Origin of the sequence: Hahella sp. CR1, from assembly GCF_029813005.1 — a bacterium.
Classification (GTDB): domain Bacteria; phylum Pseudomonadota; class Gammaproteobacteria; order Pseudomonadales; family Oleiphilaceae; genus Hahella.
On the sequence record NZ_JAPELK010000001.1, the window covers coordinates 596,428 to 613,832 of the forward strand.

Annotated in this window: 14 protein-coding genes; 8 read left to right on the forward strand and 6 right to left on the reverse strand. The window is 57.8% G+C overall.

What is annotated here, in order from left to right; translation table 11 throughout:
• Positions 1–72: 72 nt before the first annotated feature.
• The 5 genes from ONV78_RS02630 to ONV78_RS02650 all read right to left on the reverse strand — a co-directional run bounded on the left by ONV78_RS02630 (position 73) and on the right by ONV78_RS02650 (position 5,992).
• Positions 73–1,770, reverse strand: coding sequence for an amidohydrolase (locus ONV78_RS02630; RefSeq protein WP_279500861.1), 1,698 nt, complete (start codon positions 1,768–1,770; stop codon positions 73–75).
• Positions 1,767–3,164, reverse strand: coding sequence for an ATP-binding protein (locus ONV78_RS02635; RefSeq protein WP_279500863.1), 1,398 nt, complete (start codon positions 3,162–3,164; stop codon positions 1,767–1,769). Before ONV78_RS02635 ends, ONV78_RS02630 begins: the two co-directional genes overlap by 4 nt.
• A gap of 2 nt (positions 3,165–3,166) precedes the next feature.
• Entirely contained in the window at positions 3,167–3,901 is a 735-nt protein-coding gene (locus ONV78_RS02640; RefSeq protein WP_279500865.1) for a response regulator transcription factor, read from the reverse strand.
• Positions 3,902–3,980: 79 nt separating this feature from the next.
• Positions 3,981–4,376: a hypothetical protein gene (locus ONV78_RS02645; RefSeq protein WP_279500867.1), complete on the reverse strand. Its 396-nt coding sequence runs from the start codon at positions 4,374–4,376 to the stop codon at positions 3,981–3,983.
• 23 nt (positions 4,377–4,399) lie between these two features.
• Complete coding sequence (locus tag ONV78_RS02650) at positions 4,400–5,992, reverse strand: serine protease (RefSeq protein ID WP_279500869.1); 1,593 nt, start codon at positions 5,990–5,992, stop codon at positions 4,400–4,402.
• A gap of 210 nt (positions 5,993–6,202) precedes the next feature.
• On the opposite strand from ONV78_RS02650, the gene ONV78_RS02655 reads away from it, so the two are divergent.
• Positions 6,203–7,207: a serine/threonine dehydratase gene (locus ONV78_RS02655; RefSeq protein WP_127974237.1), complete on the forward strand. Its 1,005-nt coding sequence runs from the start codon at positions 6,203–6,205 to the stop codon at positions 7,205–7,207.
• A gap of 23 nt (positions 7,208–7,230) precedes the next feature.
• On the opposite strand, the gene ONV78_RS02660 is transcribed toward ONV78_RS02655, so the two are convergent.
• Positions 7,231–8,283 carry a substrate-binding domain-containing protein gene (locus ONV78_RS02660; RefSeq protein WP_127974236.1) on the reverse strand — a complete coding sequence of 351 codons (1,053 nt, stop codon included), beginning with the start codon at positions 8,281–8,283 and terminating at the stop codon, positions 7,231–7,233.
• Positions 8,284–8,602: 319 nt separating this feature from the next.
• Between ONV78_RS02660 and ONV78_RS02665 the strand changes: the two genes are divergently transcribed.
• From ONV78_RS02665 to ONV78_RS02695, 7 genes are all read left to right on the forward strand, one after another.
• On the forward strand, positions 8,603–9,841 hold the full coding sequence (locus tag ONV78_RS02665; protein WP_216736614.1) for an extracellular solute-binding protein: 1,239 nt from the start codon (positions 8,603–8,605) through the stop codon (positions 9,839–9,841).
• 58 nt (positions 9,842–9,899) lie between these two features.
• Positions 9,900–10,901 carry a sugar ABC transporter permease gene (locus tag ONV78_RS02670; protein ID WP_279500875.1) on the forward strand — a complete coding sequence of 334 codons (1,002 nt, stop codon included), beginning with the start codon at positions 9,900–9,902 and terminating at the stop codon, positions 10,899–10,901.
• Between the two features lie 13 nt (positions 10,902–10,914).
• Positions 10,915–11,754, forward strand: a complete 840-nt coding sequence (locus tag ONV78_RS02675) for a carbohydrate ABC transporter permease (RefSeq protein WP_216736612.1) — start codon at positions 10,915–10,917, stop codon at positions 11,752–11,754.
• A gap of 38 nt (positions 11,755–11,792) precedes the next feature.
• A complete protein-coding gene (locus ONV78_RS02680; RefSeq protein ID WP_279500876.1) occupies positions 11,793–13,109 on the forward strand; it encodes a GH1 family beta-glucosidase in 1,317 nt (438 codons plus the stop codon).
• A 53-nt stretch (positions 13,110–13,162) separates the two neighbouring features.
• Positions 13,163–14,257 (forward strand): sn-glycerol-3-phosphate ABC transporter ATP-binding protein UgpC, encoded by a 1,095-nt coding sequence (gene ugpC / locus ONV78_RS02685; protein ID WP_279500877.1) that lies wholly within the window; start codon positions 13,163–13,165, stop codon positions 14,255–14,257.
• A gap of 362 nt (positions 14,258–14,619) precedes the next feature.
• On the forward strand, positions 14,620–15,624 hold the full coding sequence (locus tag ONV78_RS02690) for a LacI family DNA-binding transcriptional regulator (RefSeq protein WP_279500879.1): 1,005 nt from the start codon (positions 14,620–14,622) through the stop codon (positions 15,622–15,624).
• Between the two features lie 40 nt (positions 15,625–15,664).
• Positions 15,665–17,386, forward strand: a complete 1,722-nt coding sequence (locus tag ONV78_RS02695) for an ABC transporter substrate-binding protein (protein ID WP_279500881.1) — start codon at positions 15,665–15,667, stop codon at positions 17,384–17,386.
• Positions 17,387–17,405: the final 19 nt, after the last annotated feature.

Genomic DNA, 17,405 nt, shown 5'->3' on the forward strand with positions numbered 1-17,405 from the left:
GGCGGCGCAGTTTACCACGTACCCGGCGGCATGTGAGTGGTCAAATTGTAAACAAATTAAGAATGTCGAGCGTTATTCCGCGGCGTAAACTTCTTCTCCTCGTAGCCAGGTCATCATGACCTGGGCCTGACGAATGAATTGGGGGGCGGCATCGAGAATATTTCTATCCAGCACGACAAAATCCGCGGACTTGCCGACGCGGATGGAGCCGGTGATCGCCTCCAGTCCCAGGGCGTTCGCCGCGTTAATGGTGTAGGCGTCGAGCGCGGCGCGGACGTTGGGCAAGCCACGTTCCTTAAGCTGCACGGCATTGGCGATGGCGGCCATCGGATTGATCGGGTTCACGTTCCAATCGCTGCTGAGCGTGACATTGGCGCCGCTGGCGTATACCTCTCCCAGCGGAATGAGACGATGCGCCCGCTGCTTCCCAATAAGCGGCTCGGCCCAGCTATGGTCCGCCGCGCCGATATAGTCGGAGCCAACCTGAAAATCCGCATCCACTTGCAGCGCTTTGAAGCGGTCCATATCGCTGGCGTCCACCAGTTCCAGATGGGTCATGTTGTAGCGGCGTTGTGAGCCGGCCTGACGGGCGGCGCCGATTGCGTTGAGGCTTTCGCGCACCCCGCCGTCGCCAATGGCGTGGATATGCGCGCCATAGCCGAGGCGGTCCAGCTTGACCAGCCAGTCCTGCATGACCGCCTGGGGCAGGTAGTTAAGGCCATAGGGCGACTGCGGAAAATAGGTGAAATCATAAGGCTGCAGAGTCTTCGCCGTGCCATTGACGAGAATGCCGTCGCTGTACATTTTCACTTGGTTGACGATCAACAGCCCGTTGGGGTCTGGATTGTAAATCGAACTCAGAAAGTCCAACTGCTCCTGTTGCGGCACATGAGGGTAAATCCAGGGTCGCAGCGAGACGCGGGCCGTCAGCTCGCCATCCGCCGCCACGGCGCGCCACACGTCATACCAGCCGCGCTTCCAGTACAGGCGACCGTCGCCGATGGTGGTGACGCCATAACGCGCGGCCTCCGCCAGACCACTTAACAGGCCGTCGTAGCTGACCTCAAACTTGTTGCGCAAACTGTTCCAGGCCTGCTCCATGACGATATCGCCGGCGTTATCCACGATGACGCCATTCAGTTCGCCGGTTTCCGGGTCTTTCATGATCCTGCCCCCTTGTGGATCAGGCGTATCCGCATTGATGCCGGCGAGGCGCAGGGCGACGGAGTTAACCCACATGGAGTGTGAAGTCTGCTCCATGATCACCACGGGGCGATCCGGGAACACGCTGTCGATCACTTGCAGGGGCGTGGGGCCTTCTCCGTCCAAGGTGGCGTCGATGGTATGGCCCCAGCCGATCACCCACTGGTCCGGCTGCGAGGTTTCACGACACTGGCGTAAGTAAGGCAGCTGTTCGCTGGGCGTCAGGTCCGGGGCGAGTTCGCAATCGCCGCCAGCGGAGGAAGCGGCCTCGAAGACATGATTATGGTTGTCGATAAAGCCGGGTAGCAGCAGCCTGCCTTTTATATCAATAACCTGTGTATTCTCATCCATTAACGATTCAATCTCCGCCGTGTCTCCCACTGCGAGAATGACGCCGTTGCGCGTCGCCACCGCCTGCGCCATGGGTTTCTGCGCGTCGGCGGTATAAACCACAGCGTTAATGAAAGCCAGATCGGCTGCGCTGTCGTTGGAAGTCGCCGCCTCAGTGGTTGCCGCGCATAAGGAAAGCGCCAGCGCAATCGGGGCGCATTTATGGATTGGATTCATTGTGTCTGCTCCTTGGGCCAGCATAGGGTGAAGCAAGCGCCGCCTTGTCGGCTGTCGGTTACGCTTACGGTTCCGCCATGCAACGTGGAAATGCTTTTTACAATCGCCAGACCCAGTCCGGCGCCGCCGGAATCCCGTGAGCGGCTGGGGTCGAGACGAGTGAATGGCTCGAAGACGCGTTGGCGTTTGCCTGGCGGCACGCCGGGGCCGTCGTCGTCCACCTGAATTTCGAAGTGAGTATCGGTCAGGCGCCAGCTGATTCTGACACTGTGGTCGGCGAAGCGGGCGGCGTTTCGGATCAGGTTCACCAATGCCCGGGAGAATAAGCGTCGATCCGCCCACACCTGAATTTCCTGTGTGGTCGGCTCCGCTGGCGTAACAAACTCCACCTGAGGATGCATTTTGCGTTGTTTGGACAGAATCTCCTCTACTACATCCAATACGGCGACTGGCTCACATTGCAGGTCGCCGCGGCCATGCTCCAATCGGGAGTAGCTGAGCACTTCTTTCACCAGGCCGCTCAGTTCATCCAACGCGCCGCTGATCTCCTGATGCAGTGTGCGGATATTTTCCGCATCCGGGGCGGTTTTCGTGGTTTCGTCATCCGCCAGATCCAGCGCGAAGCTGATGCGCGCCATCGGGCTGCGGAACTCGTGAGCGACGCCATGCAGCAGGTCGCGCAGATCGTCATAGTGGCGGGCGCGGCTTTCTTTTTCCCGGGCGATATGACGTTCCACGGTTGACGCCTGCTTCAGCAACTCCGCTGGCGCGTCGGCGGACTGAATGGGGCCGGTGGGGCCATTGAAGAGACCGTTGATGCGACGCAGTGCGGCGCTGACCTGGGAGATGGATTCCCGTAATGGCCGCTTCACGCTGGCGAGGAGCAGGTACAGGACTACCGCCAACAGGCTCAGGTAAAGAACAACGTAGCCCGCCAGCCAGCTATAGAAAGAACCGCCGTCGCCTTGTTCTTTGAATACCGCCTCCAACGTCATATTTTTGTCAGGGATGGCGGTTTGCACGCTCCAGGAATCCGGGGAGCTGCGCTCCGTCACCAGATATTCGCCCGCCATCAGGCGACGACGCTGATCAAGGGTCAGACTCATGTCCTTGTTCTCCAGAATGGAGTATTCGATCAGCTCATACGAGGGCTGCAGCGCTATGTCCGCGCTTTCCAGCAGGTCCGAGGCGGCGGCCAGCAAACGGTCGCCCGCCGCAGTGGCTTCCTGCTCGGACAGCTCCGCGGCGACTTCCCGCAGGCCTTCTCCTGAATGGCGACGGGATTCCTCGGCGGAAAGCGCGCTCTCCCACCACAACAGGGGATACGCCCAGTCGTAAGCGATAAAGCATACGCAAAACAACAACGCCAGGGCGGCGTAAAAACGCAGAAACATGCTTAACTCTCCCTTGTATCGGCGTTGTCGACAAACAGATAGCCCTCTCCTCGGACGGTTTTGATCATGCGCGGGTGTTTGGGATCGTCGCCAAGACGTTTGCGAATACGCGAGACGCGCAAGTCGATAGAGCGATCAAGTCCGTCATATTCCAGGTTGAATATTTCCCGATACACCAGGTCGCGTGAGATCACTGAGCCCGCTTGTCGGGCGAGGTAATAAAGCAGGTTGAACTCCGCCGTGGTGAAGTCGATGGCGTTTCCGGCTTTGACTACCGTTCTGGCGTTGGGATTGATGACCAGATCCCCGATATGAACGGCTGCGCTTTCCTGTGACGCAGCGGCGTCCGAATCCTGTGCGGAGTAGGTTTCGACGCGACGCAACTGAGCGCGGATATGCGCCAGCAGTACCCTGGATTTGACCGGTTTGGCCAGATAGTCATCGGCGCCGACCTCCAGTCCAGCGACTTCGTCGATGTCGTCATCCAGGGAGGTCAGCATAATGATTGGGCCTTTATAGTGCGTTCTGACTTCCCGGCACACTGATAAACCATCCATGCCCGGCAGCATGACATCCAAAATAATGAGTTGCGGCTGATTGCGCTCCAGCCAGGCCACGGCGGACTCTCCGTCGTGAATCACATGGACGGAAAAGCCGTTCTGCTCCAGAAACTGGCGAACCAGCCGGGTCAGGCTTTTGTCGTCATCCACCAGTAGCAGCCGCTCAGTTACTTTCATGCTTCGTTTTCTCCATTCTATTTCCGCTGACATCAGGTCAACGCCCGGGCTATGCGTCGTCACCGGGCGCGCGTTCGCATCAGGGCCCGGAGTGGATAACCAAAGGGTTATTGATATACAGGCTTTCCCACTCCTGTAGCTCCGGGTCGGTCAAGGGTAAGGAAAAGGTCGCCCAGTGGGCCTTTTTGCGGCATAAATCCGGCTTCAAGCGCACTACTGTCAGATCTGGACCTTCCCAGAAAAGCCGGAAATCATCCCGCCGCGTGCATCCCGTGCTCTTAACGCTGAAGACCAACTGATCCAGTTGAATCGACACGGACTGCAGCACGGCGGGTCGGCTCAGGGGAACGCCGGTTTGCGGCGTCTCTGTATCTTCGGCGTATCCTGACGTCGCCGCCATAGATAACGTCATTCCCAGGGCTAATATTATTCTGCGGTGCGCTTTCGTTCTTTGGTAAGAATAGCAATCGCTCATTGCGACGACCTCCTGCATTTGGATTAACGATGGCTGCTCAGGCTGCGGCGCGCCAGCCATAGCAGGGCGAGAGCCGGCAACAGAAAGCCCATGGCGCCGCCACCGCCTTTTTTACCTTGGCTGTCAGAAGCGTTCAGGGCGATGGCGCGAATATGGGCGCGTTTGTTTTCGCCCGAGGTCTGTTCGGTGACGTCCTGGAACGACCAGGACACTGTATGCTGGCCATCGTTCAGGGTGTGACTGATTCGCTTATATTCGCCTTCCGCTTTGGCGTCAAATATGCGCTGGCCATCGATGTATAAATTGAGGTCCTCGGCGGCGCCATTATCGATTTTCCATTCGAAGCTGAAAACGCCTTTGCCGCTAAAGTGGGTTAGCAGCAACGACTCGCTTTTATCCTCACTCAACTCTGCGGTCAGCGTCTGTTTGCCGTCTTCTTCGCGTTGAGTCCAGTCGCCTTCCTGGCTCTGTCCCCAAACGAAGGTGGCGTTTTGCCCCAGCTTGAAGTCGGCGCTGTGGATGGACTGCGCCGAGAAGACGTAGGTCCAGTTCGGATGCGCGCTGTCCGTGCTGTTGATTGTCAGCTTTGTGGTTTTACGCCCGGTTTCCGCGAGCTGGAGCGTCAGGACCAGATTACAGACGGCGCCAGGTTTCAGCATCGCATTGTCGCAGGCGGCGGCGTCGATCTGATAGCCACCGTCTCCGGTTAAGCTGAGCCCCTGTAATACCATATCTTTTTGGCTGTTGTTGGTGAGCGTCAGCGTCTTCTGCAGCTTGTAACCGGCGCTGATCTGTCTGAAGTCTGTCTGGCTGATCGCAAGACCGTCCGCCTGCGCCATTTGCTCTTTGATCCACGTATTAAAGGTGGCGACCCGGGCGTAAACACCGGGAAAACCAGCTTTGGCGCAGCCTTCGCCAAAACTGACTACGCCAACCTGAGTCAGGACGCCATGGTTGTCCCATAGCATGGGGCCGCCACTGTCGCCGTCGCAGGTATCTTTTCCCCCCTTTGGGTAGCCGGCGCACACCATGGTGTTGTCTATCTTTCCTCCTATTGCGCTATAGGCGGTTGCGCACCCGGCCTGATCGTAGAGAGGAACCTCTGTCTGGCGCAGCTTGTCAGGGTAGTCGGCGCCGTCAGCGGACATATTGCCCCAGCCCATGACTTTAAACGTCGCATCAGGGGCTAGCGAGGCCATTGTTGCTTCGTCCGCAAGGGGAATGACCGGATGTTTGACCGCTTCTTTCAGCTCCAGCAGCATCAGGTCGCCATAAGGATCGCCCAAGGCATGCACGAAGCGTTTTACGCCGACGCGCTGTTGTCCTTTGTCCTGCGATTTGAGATCAAAATCGCCAGCGACGATGAACACCGAGTCAGCCGGCTCGTCGCCAATACAGTGCGCGGCGGACAACGCCCAACGTTCCGCGATCAGGCTGCCGCCGCAAAAATGATCGCCCAGGGTCGAATTCTGGATAGACAGCATCCAGGGATAGCCGCCGGCTGATTGATCGCCGCCGATGATTCTGGCCGTAACGGGTTCCTTCGCAAGCGCGACGTGAGACAGGGCGACCATGCCAAGCATTGCGCTCAAGGACAGAACTTTATGAGGACTCATTCCAAACTCCACTTCAAAAACAGATTTACGCTTTTCCCGGCGTAAGCTAATTTGTTGGTGAGGCAGCGCCCACCGACGGCGCTATTTAAGTGGCTGGCCATGTAGAGCTCTATCTCGGTTTTGTATCAGAACGTACAGGAACGAGGGAGCCGGTGGGGCGACGCTTGTCAGGAATGAATTCAGTAACGCTGATTTAAGGTGGACAGGATAGTGACGACGTTAGAGCATGATCGGACTTTGGGCATCGCAGACATTGCGCAAGCCAAACGCAGAATACACGGGTATACCCTGGAAACGCCGTTAGTCAGCTCGTCTTTGCTGAACCAGTGGCTGGGACATGAGGTTTATTTCAAAGCTGAATGCCTGCAGAAAGTAGGCGCGTTCAAGGCCCGCGGCGGGTGCAACACAGTGCGCTGGCTGCTGGAGAACGGTCGCAGACCAGAGCGCATCATCGCCAACAGCTCGGGCAATCATGCGCAGGCGGTGGCCTGGGCGTCGAGTTTGTTTGGCATCCCATCGACGATTTTCATGCCGGAGAATGTCTCCCGCGTTAAAGCCCGCGCCACGGAGTCCTATGGCGCCGAAGTCGCCTTGTGCGCGACCCGCGCCGAAGTGGACGAGCGTGTGCTGGAAGCGGCCAAGGACCCCGGCGTGTATTGGATTCCCCCCTACAATCACGAGCAGGTCATCTGCGGTCAGGGCACTGCGGCTTATGAGGCGCTGCATGAACTAGGGGAAGTGGACGCGGTGTTTGCGCCCTGCGGCGGCGGCGGACTGGTTTCCGGCACACTGATTGCGACGCGGGCGCTTGCGCCGAAAGCGGAGATGATCGCGGCGGAGCCCTTACAGGCCAATGATGCGGCGATTTCTCTGCGGGAAAACAGGATTCACCGCCTGAGCGCCACTCCGGACACCTTGGCCGACGGCGCCAGAACCCTGGCGGTGGGCGACATCACTTTTGAATATATTCGACAACTGGATGCCCTGTATGAAGTAGAAGAGCAGCGCATTGCGTTTTGGACGCAATGGTTGACGCACTTGCTCAAGCTGCATATCGAACCCACCAGCGCCATGACCATGGACGCCGTGCGCCAGTGGCTGAAAGGCCGCAGCGGCAAAAAACGCCTGCTGGTGATCCTGACCGGCGGCAACGTCGATCAGGGAATGATGTCGGCGCTGTGGCGGGACAATTATCTCAATGAGTTCGAGCTTTAACGCCGAACGCGTCGCTTAGGCCTTTAGCCCAGGCGACGCGTGGACTCTCTGATCACCAGCTCCACATTCAAATTGACGGACTCCGCGCCTTCGCCGCGAATCAGGCGCAGCAGCCGCTTCGCCGCGGTTTGCCCGACTTCATAAACCGGTTGCCGGATCGTGGTGAGGGGAGGGGTGGTGTAGGACGACATGGGCAGATCGTCGAAGCCGATCAGTGACATGTCCTCAGGCACGCGGATGCCGCGGCGGTACAGGGCCAGACGGGCGCCGTAGGCGGTCTGATCGTTGGCGCAGAAGACGGCGCTGAAAGAAACGCCTTTGTCGAGCAGCCGGTTCATCGCCATCAGGCCGCCGGGCTCGATAAAGTCGCCTTGCGCCAGCAAGTCTTCGTCAAAGGCGATGCCCGCTTCTTCCAGCGCCATTTTGTAGCCATGCAGCCGGTTACTGGCGTCGTGCTGTTCCTGGGGGCCCTGAATATGCGCGATTCTGCGATGGCCCAGAGAGATCAAATGCTTGGTCGCCAGATAACCGCCCATGCGGCTGTCTATAAAAATAGAGGCGGCGTTATCCGAGTGGGCGGTATGCCCGACGGCGACGATGGGAGTCTGTGAGGCCAGATCCAGTATCTGTTCGTTGTTGAGATTGCCGGTCAACAGAATAATGCCGTCCACCCGTCGTGCGATCAGCAGACGGATGCGTTCTATTTCACTCTGGCTGTTCCAGTGGCCGCTGGCCATCAGTGAGGCGTAGCCTGATCCCTGCAGACCTTCCTCAATGCCTTTGAGCAGCTCGTTGAAGAAGGGGCTTTCCACCGCCTGAGTGATAACGCCAATCGTCATGGACTGGCCGCTTTTGAGGCTTTGCGCCAGCACATTGGGCTTGAAGTTCAGGTCCTCAATCGCCCGCTCCACGGATCTGCGTTTGTCATCGGAAACCCGGGCGGTGCCGTTGAGAATACGGGAAACGGTGCTGACGGAAACACCCGCGCGCTTCGCCACTTCGGTGACGGTGGAGGCCGCCGGCTGTGCGCCGAGTCGCTTCTTCTTTACTGTATTTTTTCTGATTGTCTGTTCCAAGCTAAACTCCCATAGCCCGTCGAATCCTGTCATTCCCTGGAAGATATGCGCATACGTCACTCTTCACTTCGCATGCGGCCGCTGAATCGTATAAGAACGGATTCGTGCCCGGCGTGTGCTCGTACGGTTCTGATAATAAATGAAATTTCCGGATATTTTCATTTTTTTATTGACAAGCGTATTTGCACGACGTTATAAAATTGCTGTGTTTGAAAACGTTTTCATTACGTTTTTGTCAAAATAACACAGCGCATTGATGAATAGAATAAGCACAAAAACCAACCTCGATGTAAGGGCTCCGGCCCAGGAGAATAATAAGATGAAGATCATGCATGCTCTTCTGTTGAGCGCGGCCATGTCGGGAAGCGTCGCCGCGCAAACAGTGACTCTGGAAGTGGCTTCATTTCCAGATCTGGACAGAGGCATTAAAGCCGCCATACCGTTATATCAGGAAGCGCATCCTGACGTGGAGATCAAGCTGGTCAGTCTGGCTTTCGGCGATCACCACAATGCGATGACCACCTCTCTCGCCACCGGCTCCAACCTGCCTGACGTCATGGCTGTGGAAGTCGGATTTATCGGCAAATTCGCCGCGTCCGGCGGCATTGAAGATTTATCCAAGCCTCCCTACAACGCCATGCAATATCAGGATCAATTCGCCAGGTTCACCCTTCCGCAGGCCACCGGCGGAGAAGGCAATCTGGCGGCGATTCCGGTGGATATCGGTCCGGGCGCTTTGTTTTACCGCCAGGACCTGCTACAAAAGGCGGGAGTGGATGAAAGCGCTTTCTCAAATAATTGGGACGCTTTTATTGAGGCGGGGAAAAAAGTGAAGGAAAAAACCGGCGCGTACATGGTGGCGCACGCCGGCGATCTGAAGGACATCATCATCCGTTCGGATCTGGAAGACGGTGAAGGCATCTTTTTTGACAAGGAAAACAACTCCCTGGTGACCAGTCCGCGCTTCGAAAAAGCGTTCAAAGTGGCGAAAGCGGCTCGTGACGCCGGCATAGACGCCAAGGTCAAAGCCTGGACCAGCGAGTGGACGGAAGGGTTGCGACGGGGGCAGATCGCTACGCAGATGATGGGTTCCTGGGTGGCGGGGCATCTCGCCAACTGGATAGCGCCGGAGTCCGCCGGACTGTGGCGCAGCAAGCAACTGCCCGACAATGTCTACGCCAGCTGGGGCGGCTCTTTTTACGCCATTCCCGCCAAGGCGCAGCACAAACATGAGGCGTGGGAATTTATCCGCTTTCTGGCGTTAAACAAGAGTATGCAGTTGGAGGCGTTTCATAAGCTGGATGCTTTTCCCGCCCTGGTTACGGCGCAGAACGATCAGTTTCTGCAACAGCCCATCGAATTTCTGGGGGGGCAAAAGGCCCGCGTTCAGTGGAAAGAAGCCGCCGACCGCATTCCCGCCATTACTGTGAATAAGTACGACACCATCGCCGATGAGATCGTCAACGCCGAGCTGGATAAAGTGTTGCTGCACGATAAAGATATCAAGGAAGCGCTGGCGGATGCGCACAAGCTCATCAAACGCAGGGTCCGCTACTGAGCGGGCCTGAGATGCGCGAACAACCAAAGTCCCTGTCAGACTTAGTGGAGGCCCGGTAATGTCGGCGGTTATGGAGCGGCGGGAGACGCCAGCGGCGGCGCCAGTAAAAAGCAGACGCAGATGGCTGACCCGAAAAACGGCGCCCTATGTGTTTATCAGCCCGTTTTTCATCCTGTTCGCAGTATTCGGGCTGTTTCCGTTGCTGTTCACGATCTATCTGTCTTTTCATTATTGGGACCCGTCCACGGGTTTGGGCGGCATGAAGTGGGTCGGTTTTGAGAACTTCACGTTCGTGCTCACGGACGACTGGTTTCACAAGTCGCTCTACAACACGTTCTGGATCGCACTGGTGAGTGGGGTTCCCCAACACCTCGCGGCGATACCGCTGGCGTTTTTCCTGCACACCCGATTATCGCGCTGGCGCAATGCGGTGGTGGGGCTGTATTTCCTGCCGTTTATCACTTCCACGGTGGCGATTTCCCTGGTGTTCACCTCGTTATTTTCTCGCGACTACGGGCTGATCAATGTGCTGCTGACGCAAATGGGACAGTGGGAAGTCGCCGGTCTCAGGCCTTTGAGCTGGGTGTTTCCAACAGAGAACATTGACTGGAACGATCCCGGTTACACCAAGTGGGTGATTTCCTTCGTGGTCTGGTGGCGTTACGTGGGCTGGAACACGGTGTTGTACCTGTCCGCGCTGCAGACCATTCCCAAGGATCTGTATGAAGCTGCGAGCATCGACGGCGCCAGCCGCCGCCAACAGTTCTGGCATATCACCGTGCCGTTGCTGCGGCCCATGATGTTCCTGGCGATCACGCTTAGCATCATCGGCAACCTGCAGCTTTTCGAGGAGCCTTTTATTCTCACTGGCGGGCTGGGACCGGGCGGCACCAGTATCGGCGGGCCGGATCAGGCGGGTAAAACGGCGGCGATGCATATGTACGCCACCGCTTATATCGAGAGCGATTTCGGCACAGCGTCCGCAGTCGCATGGCTGTTGTTCCTGATCATCGCGATGATGACCTGGGCCAACAACAAAGCCTTCAAAGAAAAATCCTAGGCGGGAGCAGGCAATGGAAAGACGTATCATCCTGGACCCCGGTCAGTGGATCGCATTCATGGTCGTCGCGGTTGGCGCGATGATCATGTTGGGGCCTTTTTACTTCATGTTCGTTTTCGCGACTCACAGCAACACGGATATTCTTTCCGTGCCGCCGCCAGTGTGGTTTGGCGGTCAGTTTGTGGCGAACGTGCAGGTGCTGCTGGAGAAACTGCCTTACTTCTGGAATAACCTGGGGGTGAGCTTTTATGTGGCCATCATCACCACGGCGTTGAATTTGTTCTTCTGTTCCCTGGCGGGCTACGCTTTCGCCACCTATGAGTTCCGCTTCAAGAATCTGTTGTTCATGATTGTCATGAGCACGCTCCTCATCCCGCCGTTTCTCGGCATGATACCCACCACCCTGATCATGACGCTGTTCGGGTGGATGAATGAGCCGCGGGCGCTGTATCTGCCCATGGCTTGCAGCGCCTTAGGCGTATTTTTGATGCGTCAGTACATCAGCTCGGCGATTCCCCGGGAGTTGCTGGAAGCGGCGCGCATGGACGGCTGCGGCGAATTCGCCACCTTCCGTCATATCGTGCTGCCGCTGACGGGGCCCGCCATGGGCACCCTTGGGCTGATCACTTTTATCACATCCTGGAACAACTTCATGACCCCTCTGGTGGTCATGCGGGACATGGAAATGTACACGGTTCCGTTGGCGCTGCGCGCGCTACAGGGCTCCGGGCAAGTGCCCTGGGGCGCCATTTGCGCAGGCTCCTCCATCGCCGTGGCGCCGCTTCTCGTCATATTCATATTGGCGTCGCGGAGGCTGATCGAAGGTATGACAGCCGGCGCGCTGAAGGGATAGAAGCGGCGATTTAGAAAGCAATAAGAGGCTTGTATTTTATGAATCAGAAATTTGCAAAGGATTTTACCTGGGGCGTGGCGACCAGCGCGTACCAGATTGAGGGGGCCGCCAATGAAGGCGGAAGAGGGCCTTCCATCTGGGACACCTTCTCTCATACGCCGGGAAAGACGGTGAATGGCGAGACCGGCGACGTCGCCTGCGATCACTATCATCGCTACCAGGAAGATGTGGATCTTATTGCTGGATTGGGTGTGGACGCCTACCGTTTTTCCATCGCCTGGCCGCGGGTGCAACCGGACGGCAAAGGCGCCTGGAATGAAGCCGGCTTTGACTTTTACAGTCGCTTGATCGACGCGCTGCTGGTCAAAGGCTTGCAGCCCTATGTCACTCTGTATCATTGGGATCTGCCGCAGGCGTTGGAAGACCTGGGCGGCTGGCGCAATCGCGATACCTGTTATCGATTCGCCGACTATGCGGCGGAGTTCATGCGGCGTTACGGCGATAGCGTGAAAACGATTTCCACCCATAACGAACCCTGGTGCACCGCCACCCTGGGACACGCTACCGGCCAGTTCGCGCCGGGTTATCAGGACGAGGCGATGGCCTATCAGGTGTCTCATCATCTGTTGTTGTCGCACGGTTTGGCGCTGCAGAGCATGCGTGCGGTGAACAGCGAGACGCCAGTGGGCATCGTGCTCAACCATACCCCTACGTATCCGGCCAACCCGGATTCGGAAGCCGACCGCCAACTGGCGCGTCTGGACGATGGAACCAACATTCGCTGGTACATGGACCCGATTTTCCGCGGCGCCTACCCCCAGGATGTGTTGGCCTATCTGGGGGACAAAGCGCCCAAGGTCACGGACGGCGATATGGATATTATCAGGCAGCCGCTGGATTTCCTGGGCGTGAATTACTACACCCGCGGCTACTTCAGCCAGGCTAACCCACAAACCCCGGCGCCGGCGGCCATGGGGCTGACCGACATGGGGTGGGAAGTCTATCCGCAAGGTTTGGCGCAGCATTTGGTGAGAATCACCCGCGACTACCTGCCGCCGCCGATTTACATCACCGAGAACGGCGCCGCTTTCCCCGATCGCATGGAGAATGGCGAAGTGCAGGACCCGGCGCGCATTCATTATCTGGAGACTCACCTGCAGGCGCTGCATCAGGCCATGGAGTTGGGCGCGGACATCCGCGGTTATTTTTACTGGAGCCTGGCGGACAACTACGAATGGAACTGGGGTTACAGCAAGCGCTTCGGGCTGACTTACGTGGATTACGCCACCCAGCAGCGCACTTTGAAGGCCAGCGGCCATTGGTATCGGGATTTTATTGCCCGCCAGCGCGCCTAGCTGCGGTGGGCGCAAGCGAGTGAAACACTAACGCGGGACGAGGGGAGAACAGCATGGCGTCCTTACAATTGCTTGGCGTTGAAAAGAGCTACAAAGGCGGCGTCAGCATCATCAAAAAGCTGGACCTGTTTGTGGAGGACGGCGAGTTTGTGGTGTTGGTTGGCCCTTCCGGCTGCGGTAAATCCACTCTGCTGCGCATGATTGCGGGGCTGGAGGAGGTTACCGCGGGCCATATCCTGATCGGCGACAAGCGCACGGAAGGGCTGCCTCCGTCCGAACGCGGCGTGGCCATGGTGTTCCAGAGTTACGCCCTGTATCCCCATATGACCGTGGCGGAAAACATGGGGTTCTCTCTCAAGATGGCTGGTTTGCCGAAACCCCAGGTGGCGCAGGCGGTGGAGCGGGCGGCGGAAGTGCTGCAGATCACCCACCTGCTGCAGCGTAAACCCAAAGCGCTGTCCGGCGGTCAACGCCAGCGGGTGGCCATCGGCCGGGCGATTGTGCGCCAGCCCAGCATCTTCCTGTTTGATGAACCCCTTTCAAACCTGGACGCTGCGCTGCGCGCCCAGATGCGGCTGGAGCTGGCCAAGCTCCACAAGCAACTGGGAACCACCATGGTCTACGTGACTCATGATCAGACTGAAGCCATGACTCTGGGGGACCGCATCGTCGTGCTTAACGGCGGCCATATTGAACAGACCGGCCGTCCCATGGAGCTATATGAGCGGCCCGGCAATCAATTTGTGGCGGGCTTTATCGGCTCGCCGAAGATGAATTTTCTCCCTTGTCGCGTGCAGGCCAGCAGTGAACGGGGCGCGACGGTGCAGATAGGCTCATCGCCGCGTCCCTTGCAGATTCCCGCGCCCTCCGGTCGTGTGGCTGGCGAACCGGTGTGTCTGGGCGTGCGGCCCGAGCATGTGCGTCTGACGACGCCGGATCAGGGGATTCCTGCGCGGGTGGACATTATTGAAGAAATGGGCGATGTCGCGGTGGCTTATCTGCATGTGGCGGGGCTGGAAAGACATCTGGTGGTGAAGACGCCTTCCTCCGCCATGGGTTTTTATGAAGGCGGTCAGGTCGGCGTTGCGGCCGAGCTGGAGTGCTGCCATCTGTTCAATCAACAAGGGGTTAACCTGTCTTTGGGCTGAGCCTGTTTCCGACGCGATTGCGGGGCAGGGAACAGCCCGAAGTACGCAGAGAGCTTTGGGGGCGATTTGCGTATCGACGCGGCCAGAATAGGCCCGTCTTGGCGACGGTTGTCAATTTGGGAACAAATTGGGAATCGTCGCCTTTCTTGTTTTCAGTCTCTGTATAAACGCTCTTTTCCATCTGAAAATATTAATTATTTCAATAAGATGAATTATTGTTGCGGGCTTCTGGCGTAAGCGGGGTTTTACCTCGGGGTGACAGACTGTTGCTTTATAACGCCCTGGTTAAGCCGCCGCAGCCTTGACCCTAATACCCCCCTGCAACATGATTTTGGGGACGTTCCCAACTGTAGAAGCCTGTCATGCCAACAATTATCGATGTATCGGAGCTGGCCCATGTGTCGAAGTCCACGGTCAGCCGGGTGGTGTCAAACAAAGGGTCTGTTTCTCCCGCTGCGCGTAAGCGGGTGGAGGACGCCATTCGCAAGCTGGGCTACCGTCCCAATCATTTCGCGCGGGGCCTGAAAAGTAACAAGTCCGACATCATCGGCGTGGTGGTGGTGAACCTCGCCAGCCCCTTCTATGCGCAGATGCTGAGCGGCGTACAGGATTACATCTCCGGTTCCGACAAACACCTGGTGGTCACCAGCGGCTATGGCGATCTGGACCGGGAAGTCGCCGTGATCAACTCATTGCTGGATCGCCGCTGCGACGGTCTGTTGCTGTACGTGGAGAACGAGGTGCCGTTGGAGCGTCTGGCCGGCGTACATCCCGGCAATTATCCCATCGTGACCATGGGACGCATGCTGCCGGGGATTTCCAAATGGTCGGCGCGGGTGGACAACCTGCATGGCGGCTATCTGGCGGCGCGTTATTTATTGGAGAAAGGACACCGGCGCATCGCGCATCTGATGGGGCCGGAGAGCTACCTGGACGCTCGACTGCGCCGGGACGGCTTCCTGCGCGCCATGGCGGAGCACGGCCTGACCGAGCGCGACTATCTGATTCTGTCCGGTCCCTACGAAGAAACGTTCGGCTATCAGGCGACCCTGCGGCTGCTGGATGGCGGCGCCCGTTTCACGGCTATTTGCGCCGGCGATGACGATATGGCGGCGGGGGTATATCAAGCCCTGCGCGAGCGGGGCGTCAGCGTACCGGAGCAGATCTCGGTGGTGGGGTATGACGATAATTTCCACGCCAAATTAATGTGTCCCGCCCTGACCACTGTCAGGCAGGACGTAATGGAGATGGGCGAGGCGGCGGTAAAACTGCTCATTGAACGCTTGGAGAATCCGACCATGGCGGAGAAGCACGTTGTGTTGGAGCCCAAGCTGATCGAACGGGATTCAGTGAGGGATCTGAACTGAATCGTCAGGGGTTCAACTTAAACAGGAAATGGGAAGACGAATGAAAGCGACGACAAAAATAAAAACGCGGTCTTTAATCGCTTGTTTGGCGCTGACGGCTTCGGTGCAGGCGGCGGAGGCGGATCAAAACAGGATTCACGGCGGCGAACTGGTGCTGGCCCCGACCCAGACCAACGCCCATGTGCGTAACTTCAACCCCTATAATTTTTCCGTCGGCGCTTTTTACGCCCAGGACTTCATCTACGAACCCCTTTGGATTTACAACATCGCCCATCCCGGCCAGGACTTCCCCCGTCTCGCCGTCTCCTTCGAGACTGCGGATGACCTGCGTTCCGTCACCTATCATCTGCGCCCAGGCGTAAAATGGTCGGATGGTCAGCCCTTCAGCGCGGACGATGTGATCTTTACCTTCGAACTGGCGAAATCCCACCCGGCTTTTCCAGTTGGTCTGGACATCCAGTCCGACAGCAACCCCAACGGGCTGATCGTCAGCATGGAAAAGATCGACGACCTCACTTTTGTGGCGCGTCTGAGCAAGCCCAGCGCACTGGCGCACGAACATATCGGCGTGATGTATCCCTTACCGCGCCATATCTGGAAAGACGTGCAGGACCCAACGACCTTCGCCAATCCGGAGCCGGTGGCCACCGGACCCTTTACGGAAGTGCGTTCTTTCAGCATGTCCCAGTTCAAAGTATGCCGGAACGAGAAATACTGGGACGCCGGCAAACCCTACATCGACTGCCTGAAGTTCCCGCAGTATTCCGGCAATGACCAGACCATGCTGGCGGCGCGGGCCGGCAAAATCGACTGGCTGGGAGACGGCATGTCGGACCCGGAAAAAACCTACGTCAACGGCGACAAGCATAACAAATACTGGTTTCCCGCCGGCGCCAACGCCAATTTGCATTTGAACACCCGTAAAGCGCCGTTCAACAGTCTGCCGTTCCGCCAGGCGCTCAGTATGGCGCTCAACCGCCGCTTTATTCTGGATGTGGCCACCTTTGGCCTGACCACGGAAACCCAGTTTCCTATCGGCACCGGCGAACTGTACAAGGACTGGTACGACGCGCAGGCCCTGCAACCCTATCGCTACCTGATGGAGTACAACCCCAAGCGCGCCAAGGCCCTGTTGGATGATAACGGATTTGTTGATCGCGATGGCGACGGCTGGCGCGACAATCCGGACGGCTCCCCCATTGAGTTCAAACTGGCGGTGCCCTCCGGCTGGTCGGATTGGGTCAACACCATGATGACGGTGTCGGAAAACCTGCGCGACATCGGCGTCAACGCCCATCTCAGCACCCAGGACGAAAGCACCTGGTTTGCGGGAACCACCCAGGGCGATTTCGACGTTTACATCATGTGGACCAAACCTTCTGCGACGCCTCATGGAACCTACAGTCTGATGTTCGCCACGGATGGGCTGGCGGAAGGGCGGCGGCTGGAGCAGAACATGCACGGCATGGTTATCCCGGAGATCAATCAGGCGTTGGACAAATTTGCGCAAACCCAGGATCGGGCCGAACAGAAAAAATGGCTGACGCAGGTGCATAAACAGGTGGCGGAGAAACTGCCGGTCATCACCCTGTTCGCCAACCCGGACTGGTATCAGTACAACGACTCCCGCTTTCAGGGCTGGGTAACCCAGGACAATCCCTATGTGCGGCCGATGCTGCATCTTGGGGTGCCGGAGCGGGGCGTGCATGTGTTGAACCTGTCTCTGCGTAAAGAAGCGGCGGCGCAAGTGGCGCGACAATAGCGTCCGTCAGGGAGATGTG